This window comes from Methylocella sp. (assembly GCF_044226135.1).
Taxonomy (GTDB): domain Bacteria; phylum Pseudomonadota; class Alphaproteobacteria; order Rhizobiales; family Beijerinckiaceae; genus Methylocapsa.
In genome coordinates, this window is the sequence record NZ_JBGAHM010000014.1 from 42062 (window position 1) to 60626 (window position 18565).

The 18565-nt window shown below is 67.2% G+C and carries 15 protein-coding genes and 4 pseudogenes; 9 read left to right on the plus strand and 10 right to left on the minus strand.

Translation table 11 applies throughout. The annotated features are described in order from the left end of the window. Positions 1-36: 36 nt before the first annotated feature. Entirely contained in the window at positions 37-336 is a 300-nt protein-coding gene (locus ACILRB_RS08410; protein ID WP_395665849.1) for a hypothetical protein, read from the minus strand. Here ACILRB_RS08410 and ACILRB_RS08415 point away from each other — a divergent pair. After that, a complete protein-coding gene (locus tag ACILRB_RS08415) occupies positions 335-964 on the plus strand; it encodes a hypothetical protein (protein ID WP_395665891.1) in 630 nt (209 codons plus the stop codon). The genes ACILRB_RS08410 and ACILRB_RS08415 overlap by 2 nt on opposite strands. Here ACILRB_RS08415 and ACILRB_RS08420 read toward each other — a convergent pair. Continuing rightward, a pseudogene (locus tag ACILRB_RS08420) lies at positions 868-1073 on the minus strand (hypothetical protein); the annotation flags it as partial. The gene ACILRB_RS08415 and the pseudogene ACILRB_RS08420 sit on opposite strands and share 97 nt — an antisense overlap. A gap of 583 nt (positions 1074-1656) precedes the next feature. Beyond that, positions 1657-1902: pseudogene (locus tag ACILRB_RS08425) on the minus strand (integrase core domain-containing protein); the annotation flags it as partial. Positions 1903-2147: 245 nt separating this feature from the next. Between ACILRB_RS08425 and ACILRB_RS08430 the strand changes: the two are divergent. The 8 genes and pseudogenes from ACILRB_RS08430 (at position 2148) to ACILRB_RS08465 (ending at position 9203) form a co-directional block, all read left to right on the plus strand. Further along, the gene (locus ACILRB_RS08430) at positions 2148-2486 is read left to right on the plus strand and encodes a GCG_CRPN prefix-to-repeats domain-containing protein (RefSeq protein ID WP_395665850.1); all 339 of its coding nucleotides are present in this window, start codon (positions 2148-2150) and stop codon (positions 2484-2486) included. A 52-nt stretch (positions 2487-2538) separates the two neighbouring features. Continuing rightward, entirely contained in the window at positions 2539-3039 is a 501-nt protein-coding gene (locus ACILRB_RS08435) for a Spy/CpxP family protein refolding chaperone (protein ID WP_395665851.1), read from the plus strand. Positions 3040-3086: 47 nt separating this feature from the next. Beyond that, positions 3087-3569, plus strand: a complete 483-nt coding sequence (locus tag ACILRB_RS08440; RefSeq protein ID WP_395665852.1) for a cupin domain-containing protein — start codon at positions 3087-3089, stop codon at positions 3567-3569. A 148-nt stretch (positions 3570-3717) separates the two neighbouring features. Beyond that, a pseudogene (locus ACILRB_RS08445) lies at positions 3718-4191 on the plus strand (FAD-dependent monooxygenase); the annotation flags it as partial. Positions 4192-4294: 103 nt separating this feature from the next. Continuing rightward, the gene (locus tag ACILRB_RS08450; protein WP_395665853.1) at positions 4295-5140 is read left to right on the plus strand and encodes an FAD-dependent monooxygenase; all 846 of its coding nucleotides are present in this window, start codon (positions 4295-4297) and stop codon (positions 5138-5140) included. Positions 5141-5218: 78 nt separating this feature from the next. Further along, positions 5219-6307 carry a DUF917 domain-containing protein gene (locus ACILRB_RS08455; RefSeq protein ID WP_395665854.1) on the plus strand — a complete coding sequence of 363 codons (1089 nt, stop codon included), beginning with the start codon at positions 5219-5221 and terminating at the stop codon, positions 6305-6307. Further along, on the plus strand, positions 6304-7854 hold the full coding sequence (locus ACILRB_RS08460; RefSeq protein WP_395665855.1) for a hydantoinase/oxoprolinase N-terminal domain-containing protein: 1551 nt from the start codon (positions 6304-6306) through the stop codon (positions 7852-7854). The genes ACILRB_RS08455 and ACILRB_RS08460 overlap by 4 nt, the downstream gene beginning before the upstream one ends. Before the next feature lie 95 nt (positions 7855-7949). Then, a complete protein-coding gene (locus tag ACILRB_RS08465) occupies positions 7950-9203 on the plus strand; it encodes a phthiocerol/phthiodiolone dimycocerosyl transferase family protein (RefSeq protein WP_395665856.1) in 1254 nt (417 codons plus the stop codon). Between the two features lie 190 nt (positions 9204-9393). Here the strand turns inward: ACILRB_RS08465 and maeA are convergent. The 7 genes and pseudogenes from maeA to mdlC form a co-directional block, all read right to left on the minus strand. Then, positions 9394-10380 (minus strand): annotated as a pseudogene (maeA, locus tag ACILRB_RS08470) (oxaloacetate-decarboxylating malate dehydrogenase); the annotation flags it as partial. A 246-nt stretch (positions 10381-10626) separates the two neighbouring features. Beyond that, positions 10627-12435, minus strand: coding sequence for a CocE/NonD family hydrolase (locus ACILRB_RS08475; protein ID WP_395665857.1), 1809 nt, complete (start codon positions 12433-12435; stop codon positions 10627-10629). Positions 12436-12488: 53 nt separating this feature from the next. Further along, a complete protein-coding gene (locus ACILRB_RS08480; RefSeq protein ID WP_395665858.1) occupies positions 12489-12857 on the minus strand; it encodes a hypothetical protein in 369 nt (122 codons plus the stop codon). Next, entirely contained in the window at positions 12854-13189 is a 336-nt protein-coding gene (locus tag ACILRB_RS08485; RefSeq protein WP_395665859.1) for a hypothetical protein, read from the minus strand. Before ACILRB_RS08485 ends, ACILRB_RS08480 begins: the two co-directional genes overlap by 4 nt. 72 nt (positions 13190-13261) lie before the next feature. Then, positions 13262-14869 carry a thiamine pyrophosphate-binding protein gene (locus ACILRB_RS08490; protein WP_395665860.1) on the minus strand — a complete coding sequence of 536 codons (1608 nt, stop codon included), beginning with the start codon at positions 14867-14869 and terminating at the stop codon, positions 13262-13264. A gap of 62 nt (positions 14870-14931) precedes the next feature. Then, positions 14932-16731 (minus strand): D-lactate dehydrogenase, encoded by a 1800-nt coding sequence (dld, locus tag ACILRB_RS08495; protein WP_395665861.1) that lies wholly within the window; start codon positions 16729-16731, stop codon positions 14932-14934. Between the two features lie 193 nt (positions 16732-16924). Beyond that, on the minus strand, positions 16925-18490 hold the full coding sequence (mdlC, locus tag ACILRB_RS08500) for a benzoylformate decarboxylase (protein WP_395665862.1): 1566 nt from the start codon (positions 18488-18490) through the stop codon (positions 16925-16927). Positions 18491-18565 lie beyond the last annotated feature (75 nt).

Consider the following 18565-nt stretch of genomic DNA (forward strand, 5'->3'; position numbering starts at 1 on the left):
CCGCCGTGGAAGCAGGAGTGGGACGCAAGGGATCCTTCAGTTGATCGGCAGGGCGGACGCCGTCGCCGGCGCTGGCGACTTCGGGTCCGCAGTCAGCGTGTTGAAGACCATCTTCACGATGTCGGCAAGCACGGTCCAAACGGGCGCATAGGCCCACACGGCGCCGATCGGCGGCCACGGCGGCGCGGGAACGAGCAAACCGAAGGCGCCGGCGCCGCCACGATCCGGGCCGCGACGACGGCGATGAACAGCGGCGCGGACGGCCGGGGCGGCAGAATGTCCAACCGGCGCGCGCATGACGAAGAGCAGCAGATGGCCGCCCGCCAGGAACAGCATGGTCTGCGGAGGGCGCGGATCTATCGGCGTCCAAGCCACGAGCGGCCGGATCCTTCATCCATTCGATGCCGGGCATGACGAGGCCAAGGCTCTGCGCCGTCGCCATCAGGCCCATCAGGACGGAAGATACCAGAATCCGATGCATGTTCCAGCGCGCCGGCGTCGACGCCGTGCGCACGTCGTCAGAGGCGATGGTCATGATCGCCATCGTCATCGCAATGCGACAGCAGCCGTAGCAGCTCATTCGTTCAAGGATCTTTCGGGCTTTCTGGATCGTGTTGACGATGGCGGACGCCGGCGCCGTCATAATGCGCGCTGCGCGCGGCGTGTCCGTCGCGCCGCTGACGGCGACGCCGCAGTCGGCTTGCCTGAGCGCCGGCGCGTCGTTCACATCGGCGCCGGTCAGGTCGACGATGTGTCCGGTCTTCCGCAGGCTTCTGTCGATCTCGACTGTGTGCGCGCGGAAAACGCGCCCGAAGCCGTCCGCCCGTTCGACCGCTTGCGCCGAGCCGGGCGGAAGGTGATCCGGATCGGCGCCTTTGGGGAACATGTCGCCGCCGACGAGCAGATGGGCGCCGCGCCCGAGCTGCTGTTCCATCTGGCGACGGTCTTCTGGTTGATCCCATAGCGTTTGGCCAGCGCCCTGATCCGGGCTTGCCGAAGGGTCCCGCGCCTGTTTTGTGTCGCTCGCCGCGCCGCCTCTGTCGTGAGGCGCTCGCGTGTAGACCCTGGCCCATCGCGCATCCCGTCAATCCGAGAAAAAGATTGCGCCGTCAAAGTTCGGGAAACACATCGGCCGGCACGATGTCGGCGTCGACCGGACACGAGGTGCAAGGCCACATTCGCCCAAAGCGCGGGCGTGCGTCGGCGCCCCACCATGTCCGCAGGTTCACCGGGGAAGGACAGCCGCAGGTCGATGCGGTCCGCCACGGCATATGTCGGCCGGCGCGGACAGGCGGGCCCAAAATGGCGCACGACGGCGCAAGAAAGCCGTTTGATCGCCCGATGGAATCGAGCCGCGCAGAATAGCTTTTCAAAAGGGAAAAGCGGCCGGCTGTAGGCGCCAATCATGCGTCATGGAAAGCGTGGCGACGGATGGGAGCGTCTGACGGGAATCCGTAATGAAAGGTAGTTTTTAGAAATCGAACGCGGCGCTTGGCGCAAAATGAAAAAGCCCGCCAAGGGCGGGCTGTCTCATTGAAATCCATCAAGGATTTTGGTTGCGGGGGCCTGCAACCGCCTCAACTTGCTATTTCGAGCCGCAGCATAGTGATTCCCGCCAAGGCTAGGCAAGGGTCTGAATCACCATATGATTCGACCCTAGGTGTTCAGTCCCGGCATTTGATGGATTGGATTGAGGGTGAATCTTTCGGGTTCGCCTGTCCAGCATTTGCAGACGAACTCGTAGGGGGTGAGGCCCTTGAGGGTCTTGAGGCGCCGGGCGAAATTGTAGATGGCCACGAAGCTCTCGATATGGGCTTTGAGCTGGCCGTGGCCGTCGTAGTGGATGCGCTTGACGGCGGCTTCCTTAATGGTGCGGTTCATCCGCTCGACCTGTCCGTTGGTCTAGGGATGCTTCAGCAGAGCGTGATGGCTCTGTGCCTTCCGACTTGGCCGGCCGATCGGCGTGGCTCCGACCGTTGCCACCGTTTCGATGTCGGAGAGTCGATAGGCGACTTGGCGCATCACCAGTTCTGCTGATGCGCCTCCAAGGCGGTGGAGTTAATCTCCCAGCACTCGGGTCCGCAAAAGGATCATTGGGTGCGGGCTGCGATTTTCGGGGCCCGGGACGTCTCACTGTGAGTGATCCCATGCGAAACACCTTCCGACTGCTTTCCGGCCTGTGGCTCGGCGCGCTGGCGGCGATGCCGGCCTCGGCGATGCCGCTGGCGCCCTCCCCGGTGCCCGACGCCGCCATCGTGACCCCGGTCGCCCAGGGCTGCGGCCCCGGCTGGTGGCGCGGGCCTTGGGGCCATTGCCGTGACACCCCCTATACCGGCCGCGTGCCGGGCGGCGGCTGGGTCTACGATCTGCCCCCCTCCTACGGCTATTTCGGTAATGGCTGCCCGCCCGGCTATTGGCATGGCCCCTGGGGGCATTGCCGCGACACCCCCTATCATGGTCGGCTGCCCGGCGGCGGATGGCAGTGACCGCGCCCGCCGTCCCCTCTCTTTAAATCCAATAATCCGAGAGACCTCGACCATGAACCGCATCCTCATGGCCGCCCTGATGGGCGCGCTCATCATCGCCGCACCCGCCGCGCGGGCCCAGACCACCCCGCCGGCCGGCGCGCCGCCAGAGCCCCCCGCCGTGGAGCTCTACAGCGCGGCGGACGCCCAGGCGGTGCTCGACGCGCGCATTCTCGCGCTGAAGACGGTCATCACCCTGAGCCCCGAGCAGCAGAAGCTCTGGCCGCCGGTGGAGGCCGCCATTCGAGAGGTGGCAAAGCTGTCCGCCGCGCGCCGGGCGGAACGGGCCAAGGCGCCGCCGCCGGCCAATTTCGTTGAGATCCTGGAACGGATCGCCGATGCCGAGGCCGTGCGGGCGAAGGACATCAAGACGGTGACGGAGGCCCTGAAGCCCCTCGTCGCCACCCTCACGCCCGAGCAGCAGCGGCGCATCCCCGCCTTCCTCGGCCTGCGTGAGGGCAACGGACAGCCTCAGCCCACGGGCGAGATCTGGCTGTTCGAGGAAGAGAACTAGAGCGCGATCGAGGCAGTCTCACCCACCTACGCCTCAAGGAGGCTACCGTGCCTATATCCTTCCTGCATTCCAAGGGAGCCGAAGCGCCTATCAAGATCCCCGCCATCGGGCTCGATCTGTTCGTGCGGATGCCGCCGGCGGCGAGTTCCGGCGAATTCTGCTTCATCGAGACCATCAATGCCCCGGGCGCCGGGCCGCCCCGGCATCGACATAGGGAAGCGGAGATCTTCCGCGTCATCGAGGGCCGCTATCTCTATGAGGCTGACGGCCGGCGCTTCTTTGCCGAGGCGGGCGACGTGGTCAGCATTCCCGGTGGCGTGGAGCACGGCTTCTGCAATGTCACCGACAAGCCCGCGCGCCAGTACATCCTGATGGCCCCGGCCCTTGATGCGGCGGCCTTCTTCACCGAGCTGGCCGGGGTGATGCATGACGGCGTCCCCGACCAGGCGGCGCTCAACGCCTTCGGGCTGAAGTGGCACGTGGAATTCCTCGGCCCGCCGGTGAGCAAGAAAGACCAGCCCACGGCCTGAGGCCCCCGTTTTTGGGCCGTCTCCCGCGGCGCCCAGCCGCAATGGCGGTGCCGCGGGCCGGCCCGGCGTCAGCCTATCCATACGCATCAATAGGGGCATCATGACGGATCGCGTTCTCATTGTCGGCGCGGGGCCGGTCGGATTGACCATGGCGCTGGAGCTGGCCCGCTATGGCGTGCCGATCCGCATCATCGACAAGATCCCGGACGCCGAGCACACCTCGCGGGCGGTCGCCGTCTGGCCGCGCACGCTGGAGCTTCTCGACCGCTCCGGAGCGGCAGCCGACCTCATTCCTCTGGGCAACAAGGTCACCGTCGCCAACATCCTGTCGGGCGGGCGGCCCGTTGCCTCCTTGTCGCTCGATCAGGTGCCGTCACACTATCCCTTCGTGCTGATGGTGCCGCAGTACGACACCAAAACCGTAATGCGGAGTCGTCTCGCCGCCCACGGGGTGAAGCCCGACCTCGGCATCGAGCTGCTGGATTTCGAGCAGGATGAGGACGGCGTCTCGGCCCACCTGCGCTGGAGCGACGGCTCCGAGAGCACCGAGCGCTTCGCCTTCCTGGTGGCCTGCGACGGGGCGCACAGCGTGGTGCGCCACCGCCTCGGCCTCGAGTTCAAGGGCGACACCCTGGACCTCGACTGGACTCAGGGGGACTTCCACCTGAGTGGCTATCCCTTCCCCCTCGTCGCAGATGTCGATCTTCGCTCACCCGGACGGACCGATGCTGTTCTTCCCCATGGGGCCCGATCGCGCCCGCATCATCACCAGCCTCGGCCCGACGACCGGAAAGCCCGCGGTGCCGCTGGACCAGGACGCCTTCCAGAAGGTGCTCGATGCGCGCGGCCCAGGGGGCATCACGCTCACCGGGACGGTCTGGATCAGCGCCTTCCGCATTAATGAGCGGCAGGTCGGCGGCTATCGGTCCGGGCGGGTCTTCCTCGCGGGAGACGCGGCTCATATCCACAGCCCGGCCAGTGGGCAAGGCATGAACACCGGCATGCAGGACGCCGTCAATCTCGCCTGGAAGCTGGCGCTGGTGAGCCGCGGCATCGCCGCCGCCCCTGCGCTCCTGGGCAGCTATGACCCCGAGCGCCGCCCGGTGGGCGCGCAGGTGATCGCGGCGTCCGGCCGGATGACGCGGATGGCCACGCTGTCGAACCCGATATTGGAGCATCTGCGCGACGTCGCGATCCATATGCTGCGGGGGCTCACGCCAGTGCAACGGGCCATGACCGGGCAAATGGCGGAGGTCTCCATCGGCTATCCGCACAGCCCGCTCAACGGCCCCTCCCAGGGTGAAGCGAAGGCAGGCTCGCGGGTGCGGCCGGTGGCGGGGGAGGCGCCGTTCGGGGCAGGCGAGACGCCGCTGTTCACCGCGTGCGGCGGTGCCGGCGCGGCCGAACTCGCCGCGCGCTTTCCCCAGCTTGTGGCCGCGGCGTCGCCCCGATCTGACGGCGGAGTAATCCTGTCGCTGGTCCGGCCGGACGGCTACCTTGCTGCCCAGGCGGAGGATGCGGACTGGCAGGCGCTCGTGCCCTATCTCCAGCAGATCGGGGCGGAGCGGTGAACGCCCGTCGCATGAAACCATCCCCAAATGGCCGCGGCGGGCGAAACGACCGCCCGCTTCACAGCTGAAGGACCTGCGATGCCCCGGTTCCTCGATGCGGAAGAGCTTGACCTGCTGGCCATTGGCGCCTGGATTCTCGGGACCGGCGGCGGCGGATCGCCCTATGCCTCCCACCTCGTCGCCCGGCAATTCTATGAAGACGGCGGCCTGATCGCCCTTCTCGATCCCGACGAACTCGCTGACGACGACGTTGTCGCCGTGGTCTCGACCATGGGCGCGCCGCTGGTGTTCCAGGAGCGGATGACCGATGCCGCCTTCGCCTTGAAGCCGGTGCGGGTCATGGAGGCATTCCTCGGCCGGCCGTTCCGGGCGGTGATGACGGTGGAGATCGGCGGCTGCAACGCCTTCCAGCCGCTTCTCGTCGCCGCGGCATCGGGCCTGCCGGTGGTGGATGCGGACGCCATGGGGCGGGCTTACCCGGAGGCCCAGATGCAGACCTTCTCGATCGCCGGACTGGATATGGTCCCGCACGTCGTTTCCGACATCCGCGACAATGACGTCATCATCCCCACCGCGTCCGGCTGGCATGAGATGGAGAGGGTGCGGCGCAGGGTGTGCACGGAATACGGATCGGTCGCGACCACCTGCCAGGCCCCGCGCACCGGGGCGGAGGTGAAGCGTCACGCGGTCCTGCGCAGCCTGTCGCACGCCATCGCTTTGGGACGCGAGGTGCGCCGCGCGAAGACGGCCCATGAGGACCCCGTCGAGGCGACGGTGGCCGCCGCCGGCGGGAAGCGGCTCTTCACCGGCAAGGTGATGGATGTGCAGCGGCGCACGACAGAGGGCTTCCTGCGCGGCTCTCTCAGCCTGGCCGGCCTTGGTGACGATGCCGGCGCATGCTTCGACATCGCGTTCCAGAATGAGTTCACCATCGGCCGGCGCGATGGCGCGGTGATCGTCACCACGCCCGACCTGATCTGCGTGCTGGACAGCATCTCGGGCGAGGCCATCGGCACGGAGAGCCTGCGCTACGGCCAGAGGGTCACGGTCCTCGCCCTGCCGTCGCAGCCGATCCATCGCAGCGCGGAGGGGCTGCGGCATGTCGGCCCGCGCGCCTTCGGCCATGACGTGGACTTCCACAGCGTCTTCGGGGAGGAGCCGGCATGAGCCGCATCGGGATCGACGTCGGCGGCACCAATACGGATGCCGTCCTGTTGGAGGGCGGCAAGGTGCTCGCCGCGCTGAAGCGGCCGACCACCGCCGATGTCGCGGACGGCGTCCGCCGGGCGCTGGTGGATCTGGTCGCCGCAGCCGCCGGCCATCCGGCCCTCGGACGGATCGAAGCGGTGATGATCGGCACCACGCATTTCACCAATGCCGTGGTGGAGCGCCGCCATCTCGACCGCGTGGCGGCGCTGCGCATCGGCCTGCCCGCCAATGCCGGCTTGCCGCCCTTCAGCGGCTGGCCGAAGGACCTCGCGGCGGCCATGCGGGGAAGCATCCACATGGTGGCGGGCGGTCACGAATATGACGGGCGGGTCCTGGCGCCGCTTGATCGCGCGGCCGTGCGGCGCGAGGCGCAGCGCCTCGCGGAGAGCGGCATCAGCTCGATCGCCATCACTAGCGTGTTCTCGCCGCTCACCGATGAATGCGAGCGCGAGGCCGCGGACCTCGTGCGGGAAGTGATGCCCGCGGCGCGCATCACGCTTTCCCATGAAATCGGCCGCATCGGCCTGCTCGAACGGGAGAATGCGGCGCTGCTGAATGCCGGCCTTCAGGGCCTCGCGCAGCGCACCACCGCCGCCTTCGTGCGGGCGCTGCGAGACAGCGGCATCGCGGCGCCGCTGTACCTGACGCAGAATGACGGCACCATCGTGCAGGCGCCGGTGGCGGAGCGCCATCCCGTCTATTGCTTCGCCTCCGGTCCCACCAACAGCATGCGCGGCGCGGCCTTCCTTTCGGGCCTGACCGATGCGCTGGTGGTGGATGTGGGCGGCACGACCACCGATGTGGGCAGTCTCAAGGGCGGGTTTCCGCGCCAGGCCAACGCGATGGTCGAGATCGGCGGGGTGCGCACGCTGTTCCGCATGCCGGACCTCATATCCATCGGCCTCGGCGGCGGCACCGAGATTGCCGATGACGGCCGCCGGATCGGCCCGGGCAGCGTCGGCTTCCGGCTGCTGGAAAAGGCGCTGTGCTTCGGCGGCGACACGCTGACCGCCACGGACATCGCGGTCGCGGCCGGACGGATCGCGCTGGGAGAGCCGGGCCTCGTGGGCAGGCTCCCCGGCCCTCTGGTGGCCGACAGCCTCCTGCACATGGAACGCATGGTTTCCGAGGTGGTGGACCGCATGAAGACGGATGCGGCGCCGGTTCCTCTCATCGCGGTGGGCGGCGGGAGCTTTCTGGTGCCCGATCGCATGGAGGGCGTCTCGCAGGTGGTGCGCATCGAGCACCATGCGGTGGCCAATGCCGTGGGCGCCGCCATCGCCCAGGTGAGCGGCGAGGTGGACCGCATTTTCTCCGGTGTCGAGCGCGACGCGGCGCTCGAGGACGCGCGCCGGGAGGCGACGCGACGGGCCATCGAGGCCGGCGCCGACGCGAATAGCGTGCAGACGCTCGACATGGAAGACATCCCGATCGCCTATCTACCCGGCAATGCGCGCCGCGTGCGCGTGCGCGTCGTCGGGGAGATCGCGCGGCTCGCCGGATAGCGCAGGGGGACGGTTGGCCGGAGAGCGCCGATCGCCCGAGCGGCCCCTTCATTCGTCCAGCATGTTCCGATCTGACCTGAGTACAGGAACCGCAAATGCATAATGATCTCAGGGAAGCGACACCGGATGGGCAGGGCCCGGCTGGCCGGCGCGTGTATCGCGAAGCCTCGCCCACGGAATTGATCTACATCGCCACGCGCATGATCGTCGTGAGCCGCAGCAGAATCTCAGGCACGATCGGCAGGGCGCAGTTCGAGGCGGCCGTTGCGCAGCTGGAGGCCCGCTATGGCATCCTGCGCTCTGTGGTCGAGGACGGGCGTTTCGTGGCCCGGTCCGATGACCGCTCCGCGATCGAGGCCTGGTTGCCCACCGATGGCTGCTCCGCCGAGACCCTGTACGCGCAGTTGCTGAACGCCGACCTCGATACCGGAAAGATGCTCTATGCCATTCACGTCATCGCCGCCGATAACGCGCTCGATGTCTTCATGCTCACGTCCCACGCCATCACTGACGCGACATCGCTGATCGAGCTGCATTCCTGTCTCGCCCACATGTGCGATTGCGTCGTGCGCGGCGAGGCCCCGGCCCTCGGCGTGCAGCCGTTCCCGACCCCGGTCGACGACGCGGTGAGCCGCAGCCTGGCTGCGCTTGGAACGGATGCGCCGCCGTCTTCCTATTCCGGAGCGTTCGCCGAAATTCCCGTGCCCGCGCCCTATGATGGCGGCCCCGTGACCCATCAGCTCGAACGCGTCGTGATCGGGGCGGAGGCGATGCACCGGATCAAGGAGGCGAGCCACGCGACCGGCTCGTCCGTGCATGCGCTGCTGCTGGCCGCGCTCGCGCTCGCCATACGGGACGTGGCGGACGGATATCCGCGTCAGATTCTCATGCGGTCATCGGTCGACATGCGCCGGCGGCTCGAGCCCCGCGTTTCTCCCGAACTGGTCTTCACGGCCATCACCGGACACATCACGCCCGTCCCGGATCTCGACCAGCCCATGACGGAGATCGCCCGCTTTATCTTTGAGGATATCCATCAGGGGCTGGAAAACGGCAGCATCTTTCACGACTACATCAACTATCCGCGGGCATTCGGCAGCCCACAGCAGGCGCCGGTCGCCATTAATGTTTCCGACATCCAGACGGTGCGGTTTCATTGGCCGGTCGAGCGACTGGCCGTGACCGGATTCGAGTATGCCTTGGGCTGGATGAAGAAATTCCCCAACGTCTCCGTGTCGGTCTACGACGGCACACTGATCGCCAACATCGTCTATGTGGAAGAGTTCGCCACTCCGGCGACGATCCGCGCCATCTCGGACGGCTTCGTCCGAAGGCTCGATACGGTCTGAGGACAATAGAAGCCCTCCGCCGCCGAGCGCGGCGCAGGTGCGTGCGATCACGCCCCCTTTGCGGTGAGCGGCAGGTAACGTGGCGTCCAGATCTTGGCGCGGATGCGCGCCTCGATCTGGTCGACGCTCGCGCCGGGAGCGTGGCCTTCCTTAGCGGAAAGATCACCGGCCGATCGTTGCACTCGGCCAAGGCGCGGACGACCGGCTCGCCAAAGGCGCCGGCCTGGCCGGAAACGCCGATGAGCACGGTGGGCCGTGCATTGCGCACGACGTCGAGAAGATCGATCCTGCCGGGATGGTCGAGCGACCAGCCAGCGACCGCCGCCCGCGCCTGCGCGAACGGCGCCTGGAACGGCGCGAGGCCGGGCATGCTTTCGGTCAAAAGCCCATCGCGGTCGACCATGAAGAAGCGCGCCGCCGCTTCGCTTTCCGACAGGCCGACGTCGCACATGGCCGTGCGAATCAGGCTGGCGATGCCGCAGCCGGCGGAGCCTGCGCCGAACACGGCCACACGCTGCTCGGCGAGAGGGACGCCGGTGACATTGATGGCCGCCAGCAAGGTGCCAGTCGCCACCGCCGCCGTGCCCTGCACGTCGTCGTTGAAGGTTAGGAGCCGGTCGCGACAGCGTTCGAGGAGGCGTGTCGCGTTGGCCTTCGCGAAATCCTCCCACTGCAGCAGCACGCGCGGCCAGCGCCGGATGACGGCGGCAACGAAGGCCTCGATGAAGTCGTCATACTGCTGGCCTCGGACGCGCTCGTGGCGCCAGCCCACATAGAGCGGATCGGCGAGGCAGTCGGCATTGTCGGTCCCGACATCGAGCAGGATCGGCAGGGTGGTGGAAGGATGCAGGCCGCCGCAGCCCGAATAGAGCGCAAGCTTGCCGATCGGAATGCCCATGCCGCCCGCGCCCTGGTCTCCGAGGCCCAGGATGCGCTCGCCGTCGGTCACGACGATCGCCTCCACCGCATCGAAGCGCGGGTGGGCAAAGATCTCATCGAACCGCGACATGTGTGGAATGCTCAGGAAGAGCCCGCGCGGCTTGCGATAGAGACGGCTGAATTGCTGGCAGCCGGCGCCGACGGTGGGCGTGTAGACGATCGGCAGCAGCTCCTCCAGGTTCCCGACCGGCGTCGCGCTCGGCTTCCGAGAAGGCAGTGCCCTTGTTGAGCTGCGGATCGGTCAATAGCTCGTATCCGCTGCGCGCGGTTGTCATCGACGGGACGGTCGCCTCAGTCATAAAACATCCCTAAAACATTGCGGTGCGCGCGCCGTTCGCGCCAGGTTCACGTGTCTTTGGGCAGCCATCGGCGGTCGCTCGCGCAGGGCCATGCTTCACCGATCGGCGCCGGAGGCCAACTGTCCCCGCGCGGGCCGGCCGCCGTTCCGGCATGCGAGAGGCGCGGACGCTCCTCGCTTCGCGGCTCATCCGCCGGCCTTCGCCGGGGATGGGGCATGCCGCAGCTCGATGAAGGTGTCCGGCCCGCAATGCAGCGTGTTGCGCGCATAATACGGCGGCACCTGCATGTCGAACTGGGCGTGCCCGTGGCCGACATCGCTGCGCAGCAGGTCGGTGCGGCTGGCGACGTCGAGGCGCAGGCGCTCGCCCGGCTTCAGCACCACGGGCTGCGGCGTGAGGCTGAAGCGCAGCGTCACCGGCACGCCCGGAGTGAGGGGCTCGGGCGTGTCGATGTCGATGGCGATCTCGGTCGCGGTGGAGCGCGCCGCGTCGATCCTGCGGCAGGCGGGACGGATCGCGCCCATGGAAAGGATCTGGTAGGTGCCGTCCACCGCCACGCGGCCGGTGCGGGCCACCACGTAGGAATCGATCTCGTTGGAGCTGAAGGAAAGGCTCAGGGTCACGGGACCGGTCAGCTCCGTCTCCTCGTCGATCGGCATCTCGAACGTGAGTCGCTGGGTCTCCACCTCGTCGAAGCCCGCTGCGACGATGGCGCCGAGGGGCACCGCCGCCCACTGATTGGTCCCGGCTGCGCCCGGGGCACGGTGCAGGCGATGCATGTCCGCGTCCGCGCCGCCGGAGGCCGGGTAGAGGCGCAGCGCCGTGCTGCCGGGAAGCGGCCAGTCCGCGACGTCGCAGAAGTCCTTCGCCCCTTCCCGCCAGTAGCGCACCCGTGGCTGCGCGGCGTAGCCATTATCCGTGCCGTAGACGAGGTGGTCGAAGAAGGCGAGCGCCTCCAGCTGCCAGGCATAGACCGGCAGGTCGTAGGCCGCCGGCCCGATGATCAGCCACCGCTTATCCTTCGGCGTGCCGGCATTCTCGAACAGGTCGTAGGCGCCGAACTGGTGCAGGTTGAGGTAGCCGGGATTCTGCACCACCACGAACGGCACCTTGATGTCGCCCAGCGCGCCCGATGGCCCTTCCGGCAGGATGCTCGCCGCCCGCGTCTTGCCATCGAGCATGAAAGAGGCGAACCGCCGGCGCGTCTCCAGCGTCGGCGTCATCCGCTCGAACCCCTTCATGATCCGCGACATTCGCTTCTTCAGCTGCGGCCACCACAGGTGCTTCAGGGGCGAGTTGGTGATGTGGCTCATCACCGCGCGCAGGAGCGGCGGGACGGCGAGCTTGAACTGGAAGGGCGTGAAGTTCGCCCCCATCCACAGCGCGAAGAAATCGGGCTGGGGGGCGCCGCCGAACATGGCGATGTGGCGGAAATAGTCCGTGCACATCTCGTTGGTGAAGAAACCCTTCAGCGCCGGCGGACGAAGGCGGGCCACCTGGGGCTGGGTAAGCCCGTAATAGGAGGCGCCGAACAGCACCACCTGCCCGTCGCACCAGGGCTGGGCCGCGGCCCATTGGATGACCTTGGCGTGGTCCTCCACGTCGGTGTCGTTGAGATAGACGGCGTCCTCGCCGCCCGAGCGGCCCATGCCGCGGCGGGTGACGATGACGTGGGCATAGCCCCGGTCCGTGAAGACGGACGGGCTGCCGGTCTCGTTGTTGCCCGTGGGCGCGCCCGCGGCCTGCACCTCCTTGGAGTAAGCCGCGAAGGCGATGACCGCCGGATACCGGCCCGGCGCCTTGGGCACATAGACATCGGCCGCCAGCGAGACGGACGGAGCGGCCTCGATCATCTGGTCCGCAAGGATGCGGCAGCCGAGCCCTGACCTCGCAGCAGGACCGGGCGTCCAGCCCGCCAGCTGCGGGCCGAACAGGCCGCCTTTCAGCGGGATGAGATTGTCCCAGAAACCCGGTTTCCCGTTGTCGGCGGTCATGTGCGTTCTCTCCCGTCTCGGGCTCGCCGCGCCAAGTCATGGCGCGGGGCGTCCTACAATTGAGAGATGTCGAGGCCGGTCTTCTTCTGCGCCGCCAGCCGCATCTCCCGTACGACCCATTTCTGCTTGTCATCCGGGATGAAGAAGCCGCCAATGCCGGACGAAAACAGCAGGTCGAAGACCCGCTCCGTCACCTGGGCAAGCGCCTGCCCGATGTCCTGGCCGGCCTCGGGCTTCGGGGGCACCATGATGACGATGGTGTCCTCCAACTGCTCGATGATCTCGATCTTGAAATCCGGGCCCGGCGTGTAGCCGAATTCCGCGCAGACCACACCGACGGGGTCGGCGACGAGCCGCGCGCGATAGTCCGGATCTGTGGCGATGCGCTCGTAATTCTTCTCGACGAAGTCGGCATTGCTCATGATTTTTCCCTTTCCGCGCGGGCGGCATTGCGCAGGGCCAGCAGCTTGAATTTGGCGGCGACCGGGACCAGCCAGATGAAAAGGCCCTGGCTGGACCACAGATCCATCTGGTTGAGCGCCGTAGCCGGCGGCGGCGATTGCGGATCGCGGGCGGGCGGGATGGTGAAGTAAACCCGGTCCCGACGTTGCACCACCACCTTGACCTTGACCCCGGCTGGCACTTCCACGCCCATGGTCTTGAGCGCCGCGACGGGGTCGCTCTCCACCTGCGCGGCGAACGCGTCATCACTCCAGACGCGCCGTGTCAGCTCTCGTTCGAAATCCCCGGACATGGACGTCTCCTCCATCCCGCTTCGGTTGCTCTGCGCCGGAGCGAAGGCGCCCCGACGATGTCTTGGCGACGCTCAAGGCTCGCGATTGATGATGAGGAAGCTCGGGCCCTGATGCGCGAGCGCGCGGGACAGGACATCGCCGACCTCATGAAAATCGGCGATCGTCTCGACGCGCGCGCCGAACCCCTCGGCGATCTTGCGCATGTCCACGTTCGGGTCGGCGAAGTCCAGGCCGACGAAGTGCGTGGTCTCGATGGTCGTGCCCATCACGTTGCACCACAGGTCCTTCAGCAGCCGGTACTCGTTGTTCACGAAGCACACGAAGATGGACGGGATGGAATATTTCGCCGCCGTCCACAGTGCGTGGATCGAGAACAGGCTTCCTCCATCGCCCACGAAGCAGGCGGCGTGCCTGGCCGTCGCGAGACCGATGCCGACGCCGAGCGGCATGGCCCAGCCCAGCCCGCCGCCGCGCGGCGAGAAATGCACGTTCCGGAAGCCGAGCCGCACCGCCATTTCCTGCACGATGGCGTCCTCGGACGAGCCCTCGGTGATGACGTGGGTGGATCTGTCGAAATGGCGCAGCACGGCGAGAATCAGGGCATCGCTCGCGTGCAGCCCGGACGCGGGATATTTGGCGTCCAGACCCGCCTCGTCGATCGTCCGGGGGACGGTCGACGCCGCGTCGGCGCCCAGGGCGGAGGCCAGCGCGTCCAGCGTGGCGTTGATGCCGCCGAGCACTGCCATGTCGCACGGAAAGTCGAAGCCGAGCTGGCTCGCCGCCGGCGCGATCTGGATGACCTTGAGTTCCGGCGGCAGCGCCTGGAGCCCGTCATAGGTGAAGCTGTCCACCTTCTCGCCGATCAGCAGCATGGTATGGTAGCGGCCCAGCGTCTGGTTGATCGCCTTCGTGGTGGGCGGAAGCTGGCCGCGGAAGTAGGGGTGCAGCGGATCCACCGTGCCCTGCACGTGGAAGGGGGCGGCATAGATGTCCGCGCCGAGCGCCGTCGCGATGCGGCTCACGGCGTCGATGCCATGTGCGGCGCCCACGGCATAGTCGGCGACGATGGCGAGCTTGCCTCTGGGAACCGCCTTCAAGGCGGCGGCCACCTCATCGGTGCCGCGCGGCACGGCATCCTCGATGATGCGCGTCGTCTTGAATGTCGTGTGCGCCGTCTCCTCGAGCATGAAGTTCATGGGGATGGAGAGGAAGACGGGGCCGGTCGGCTGGAGCCGGGCATGGAGGTGGCAGCGCTGCAGAGCGACGGCGAGATCGTCGGTGCGCGTCACCTCGTAGGCATATTTGGTGGCGGTTTCCGCCAATTGGGTATTGGGCGCGCCCAGCACCGGATTGTGGATGAGGAAGCGGGAATCCTGCTGGCCGTTGATCACCAGCAGCGGCACGCCGGACATGAGCGCGTTGCGCATGTTGAACATGCCGTTGGCGAGGCCCGGATAGGTGTGAAGGCTGACGATGGACGGCTTGCCAGAAATCAGCGCGTAGCCTGCGGCGATGCCGACCGCGCTCGATTCATGCAGCGACAGCACGTAGGTGGCCTTCGACGCGGCCACGGCCGCGAGGAAGGTGGTCTCCGTCGTCCCAGGATTGCCGAAGACGAAAGGAATGTCGTACGTCTCAAGGAAATCCTGGATGAGCTCGCCACCGGTCCGGGTCGTCATGTTCCCTCCAAGAAGATAAGGCTGCTTCTGTGGTCGGCGCAGCGCCGGGGGCGCCGCCGTCTTCAGCCCTCGCATCGCAGCTCGGGCTTGCCGGAGACCTGTCCGCGCTCCATCCAGTGCGCGCATTTTGTGGTGCGCCCGATCCCCGGGTTTAAGGCGTTGCAGGGATCGAGCGCCTTGAAATGCCCGACCATCGCGGGCTTCGCGAAATAAAGATGCCCCACATTGTGCTCGGCGGGATATTCGGCGCCGCGCCCATCGAGCAGCTTCCACATGGCCTGCTCGATCTCCTCGCAATTGCCGCCCTTCGCCACGATATAGTCCTGGTGGAAGACGTGGCAGAAGAAGTGCCCGCAATAAAGCTTGCGGATCAGGTGCCTGTCGATTTCCTCGGGCAGCGTCTCGAACCAGTTCCCGTCGTTGCGGCGCAGCGCGATGTCGAGGGCCACGATGTCCTCCACCTCCTTGTCGTGCACCGCGCGGTAGCGGATCGCGGCGCCGGCGGCGGCGAAGCGATGGAGGAAGGCCTTGTCGCCTTCATCGGGCGTGCACTCGAAGTAGTCGCCGGACGTCGAGGGGAAGATCGACTTGAGGTAGGCGCGCGCCTCGCCGATCCCCTCATCGCCCATCTTCAGAAGCAGATAGTGCGCGAAGCGATCGCGGTAATCGGTCATGCGCTTGGGCAGATGCTTCGGGAAGAGATGGCTCAGGACCTGCAGCATCTTGGCGCTGAGATTTTTCGGCAGGAAGCTGAAGCGCCGGCACAGATTGTCGAATGCTGCCTGAAGGGCAAACAGCCGCGGGATCATGTCGGCGCCGAGAGTGTGGATCACCAGGAAGGTGTCCTTGCCATAGACCTCAGCACAATTGAAGGAGTCCTTGTGCATGTACTCGCCCTCGATGGGCAGCGTCTTGAAGCTCTGAAGGATATGGCGGCGGATGCCTTCGAGCTCGCCGGTGTCGTTCGAGCCGATATAGAAGACGACCTCCTCCTTCTCTTTCGGGAAGGTGTCGAGCCGCACCGCCATGAGCATCACTTTGCCGGCGCTGCCGGATGCCTCGAACAGGCGGCGCGGATCGGCATTGAAGCGGGACGGCGTCGCCGCCTCCACGTCACGCACGTGGTCCGCATACTCATGGTCGGAAGCGGCGCGCGAGGGATCGTTGACGATATCGGCCGGCGTGAACTGGCCCTTCTCCAGCCTTTCGAGGATGGTCTCCGGGTCGTTGCCCAGCGCGATGCCCAGGTGATTGACGAGATGCAGCCCGCCGGCCTCATCCAGCCGCGCGAAAAGGGCGAGCTGGGTGAAGGCCGGGCCACGGTGGATCAGGGCGCCGCCGGAATTGTTGCAGATGCCGCCGAATACCGATGCGCCGATGCAGGACGAGCCGATCACCGAGTGCGGCGCGCGACCGATCTTGTCGAGGGCCTTCTCCAGGTGGAACAGGGTCGCGCCCGGCAGACACACCACCTGCGTTCCGTCGTTGATGAGGTGAAGCCCTTCGATGCGCATGGTGTTGATGAGCACCACGCCGCGGTCGTAATCGTCCCCGTCGGGGGTCGACCCGCCGGTGACCCCGGTGTTGGCCGACTGCATGATGACGATCTTGTCCGCCGCGACGCAGGCCTTCAGCACGCGCCATTGCTCCACCAGCGAGCCGGGCCGCACCACGGCCACCACCGGCCCGCTGCCGAACCGGATGCCGGTGCGAAAACGCCGCGTCGCCTCCGGGTTCGTCAGGACATGCGCGTGCCCCACGATGTCCTGAAGATCCGCGATGAGGACCGCGTCATCGCCGGGCGCCTTTCGCGCGGCAGCCTCGCCGTCCGGCACCGTCAGGTCGAGAAAGGCGGCATCCATGGCATCCGCTCCCCTTTACGTGGGTTTTGGCTACGGGCGTGTTGAGAAAAGCGAATTGGTCTGGTGGTTGCGTCCGGACGAACAACAGTGCTCGCCAGAACTTCGGAAGCAGCACTCAATCATACCATATGCTTGAACGTGGCAGTGGGAGAGTTTGGCTCAACCTCCCGCCTTGAGTCGTCTCAAGCAGGGCTCAAGCCGCGGGCCAGGCGGTGGCGACCTCGATGAGGGACGGCTTGCCTGCCTTCAGCGCGCCGGTGAAGGCGGCAATGAAAGCGTTGTCGCTGTCCACCCGCACCGCGTCCACCCCATAACCCTTGGCGATGGCGACGAAGTCGATGTCCGGCACGTCGAGGGCGGGCACCTCCTCCGCCTTCAGCACGCCGGCGAACCACCGCAAGGCCCCGTAGGTGCCGTTGCGCATGATGACGAACACCACGGGCACCTTGTGCCGCGCTGCTGTCCACAAGGCGGTGACGCTGTAATTGGCCGAGCCGTCGCCGATGAGCGCGATCACCTGCCGGTCCGGCTCGGCGAGCTGGACGCCCACGGCGGCCGGCGTTCCGAAGCCGAGACCCCCCGCCGCGCCGAAATAGTAGCTTCCCGGATGCTCCCAGCGCATCCGCTCCCACATGGCTTCGATGGTGGAGGTGGATTCGTTCACATAAATAGCGTCGCGCGGGGCGAGCTCGTCCATCAGGTCGAGGACTCGCTCGGGAGCGAGGGGCTTGGACCCGGGCGCTGCGCGCGCCAGCGCCGGCCGCGCCGCCTCGGCGACGGTGTCGGCCAGCGCCGCGAGGATGAGGCCGACGTCCCCGACGATCGCGTCGCCCATGGGGCGCGCGGCCTCGTCTGGATCGCAGGTGATGTGAACCAGCTCCGCACCGGGTGGCAGCAGGGGGCCGGGCTCGTACTGGTGATAACGGAACACCAGCGCCCCGGGCGCCAGCACCAGATCATGGCCTTCAAGCTGAAGGGAGATGTCGGCCATGCTGGCGGTCAGAAGGCCGCGGAAGTTCGGGTGGGTGGTGGGAAAGGGGCAGCGCGGCGCCGAGGGGGCGACCCACACCGGCGCTCTCAGCCGCTCGGCGAGGCGCACCGCGTGCGCGTTCGCCCGCGCCGCGTCCACATCCGGTCCGAGGACGATGACCGGATTGGCGCTGCGATCGAGACGCGCAGCGAGCGCCGCCGCAGCGCCCGCATCGAGCGCGCCCGCAGCTGAAACCTTGCGATCCAGAAGCCGCAGGGATTCCGGCTCGGCGGCCTTGTCCCAGTCGTCATAGGGAATGGAGAGGTAGACCGGCCCCGGCGCAGGCAGGGTCGACAGGTGCAAGGCGCGGCTCATGGCAAGCGGCGCGTCCTCGGCGCGGGTGGGCTCGCAGGACCACTTCACCAGCGGCTTCGGCAGCGTGGTCGCGTCGATGTTGGTCAAGAGCGGCTCGATACCCATCATGGCGCGGGTCTGCTGGCCGGCGGTCACCACCAGCGGCGTGTGGGCGTTCCAGGCATTGGCGAAGCCGCCCATGGCGTTGCCGGTGCCGGCGGCGGAGTGCAGGTTGGCGAGCGCGGTGCGGCCCGTGGCCTGAGCGTATCCGTCGGCCATGCCGATGGCAGCGCCCTCGTGCAGGGCGAGGATGTAGCGGAAGTCGGACGGGAAATCCTCAAGGAAGGGCAGCTCGTTCGAGCCGGGATTGCCGAAGACGGTGCTGATGTCGTGCCGGCGCAGCAGATCGTAGGTCAGGTCGCGCACGGTCGTCATGATCGCCTCTGGAATGTCCCCGGCGGCCGCTGACGGGCCGCTCGGCAGTGATCGATAAGGCTGGACCCTATTTCG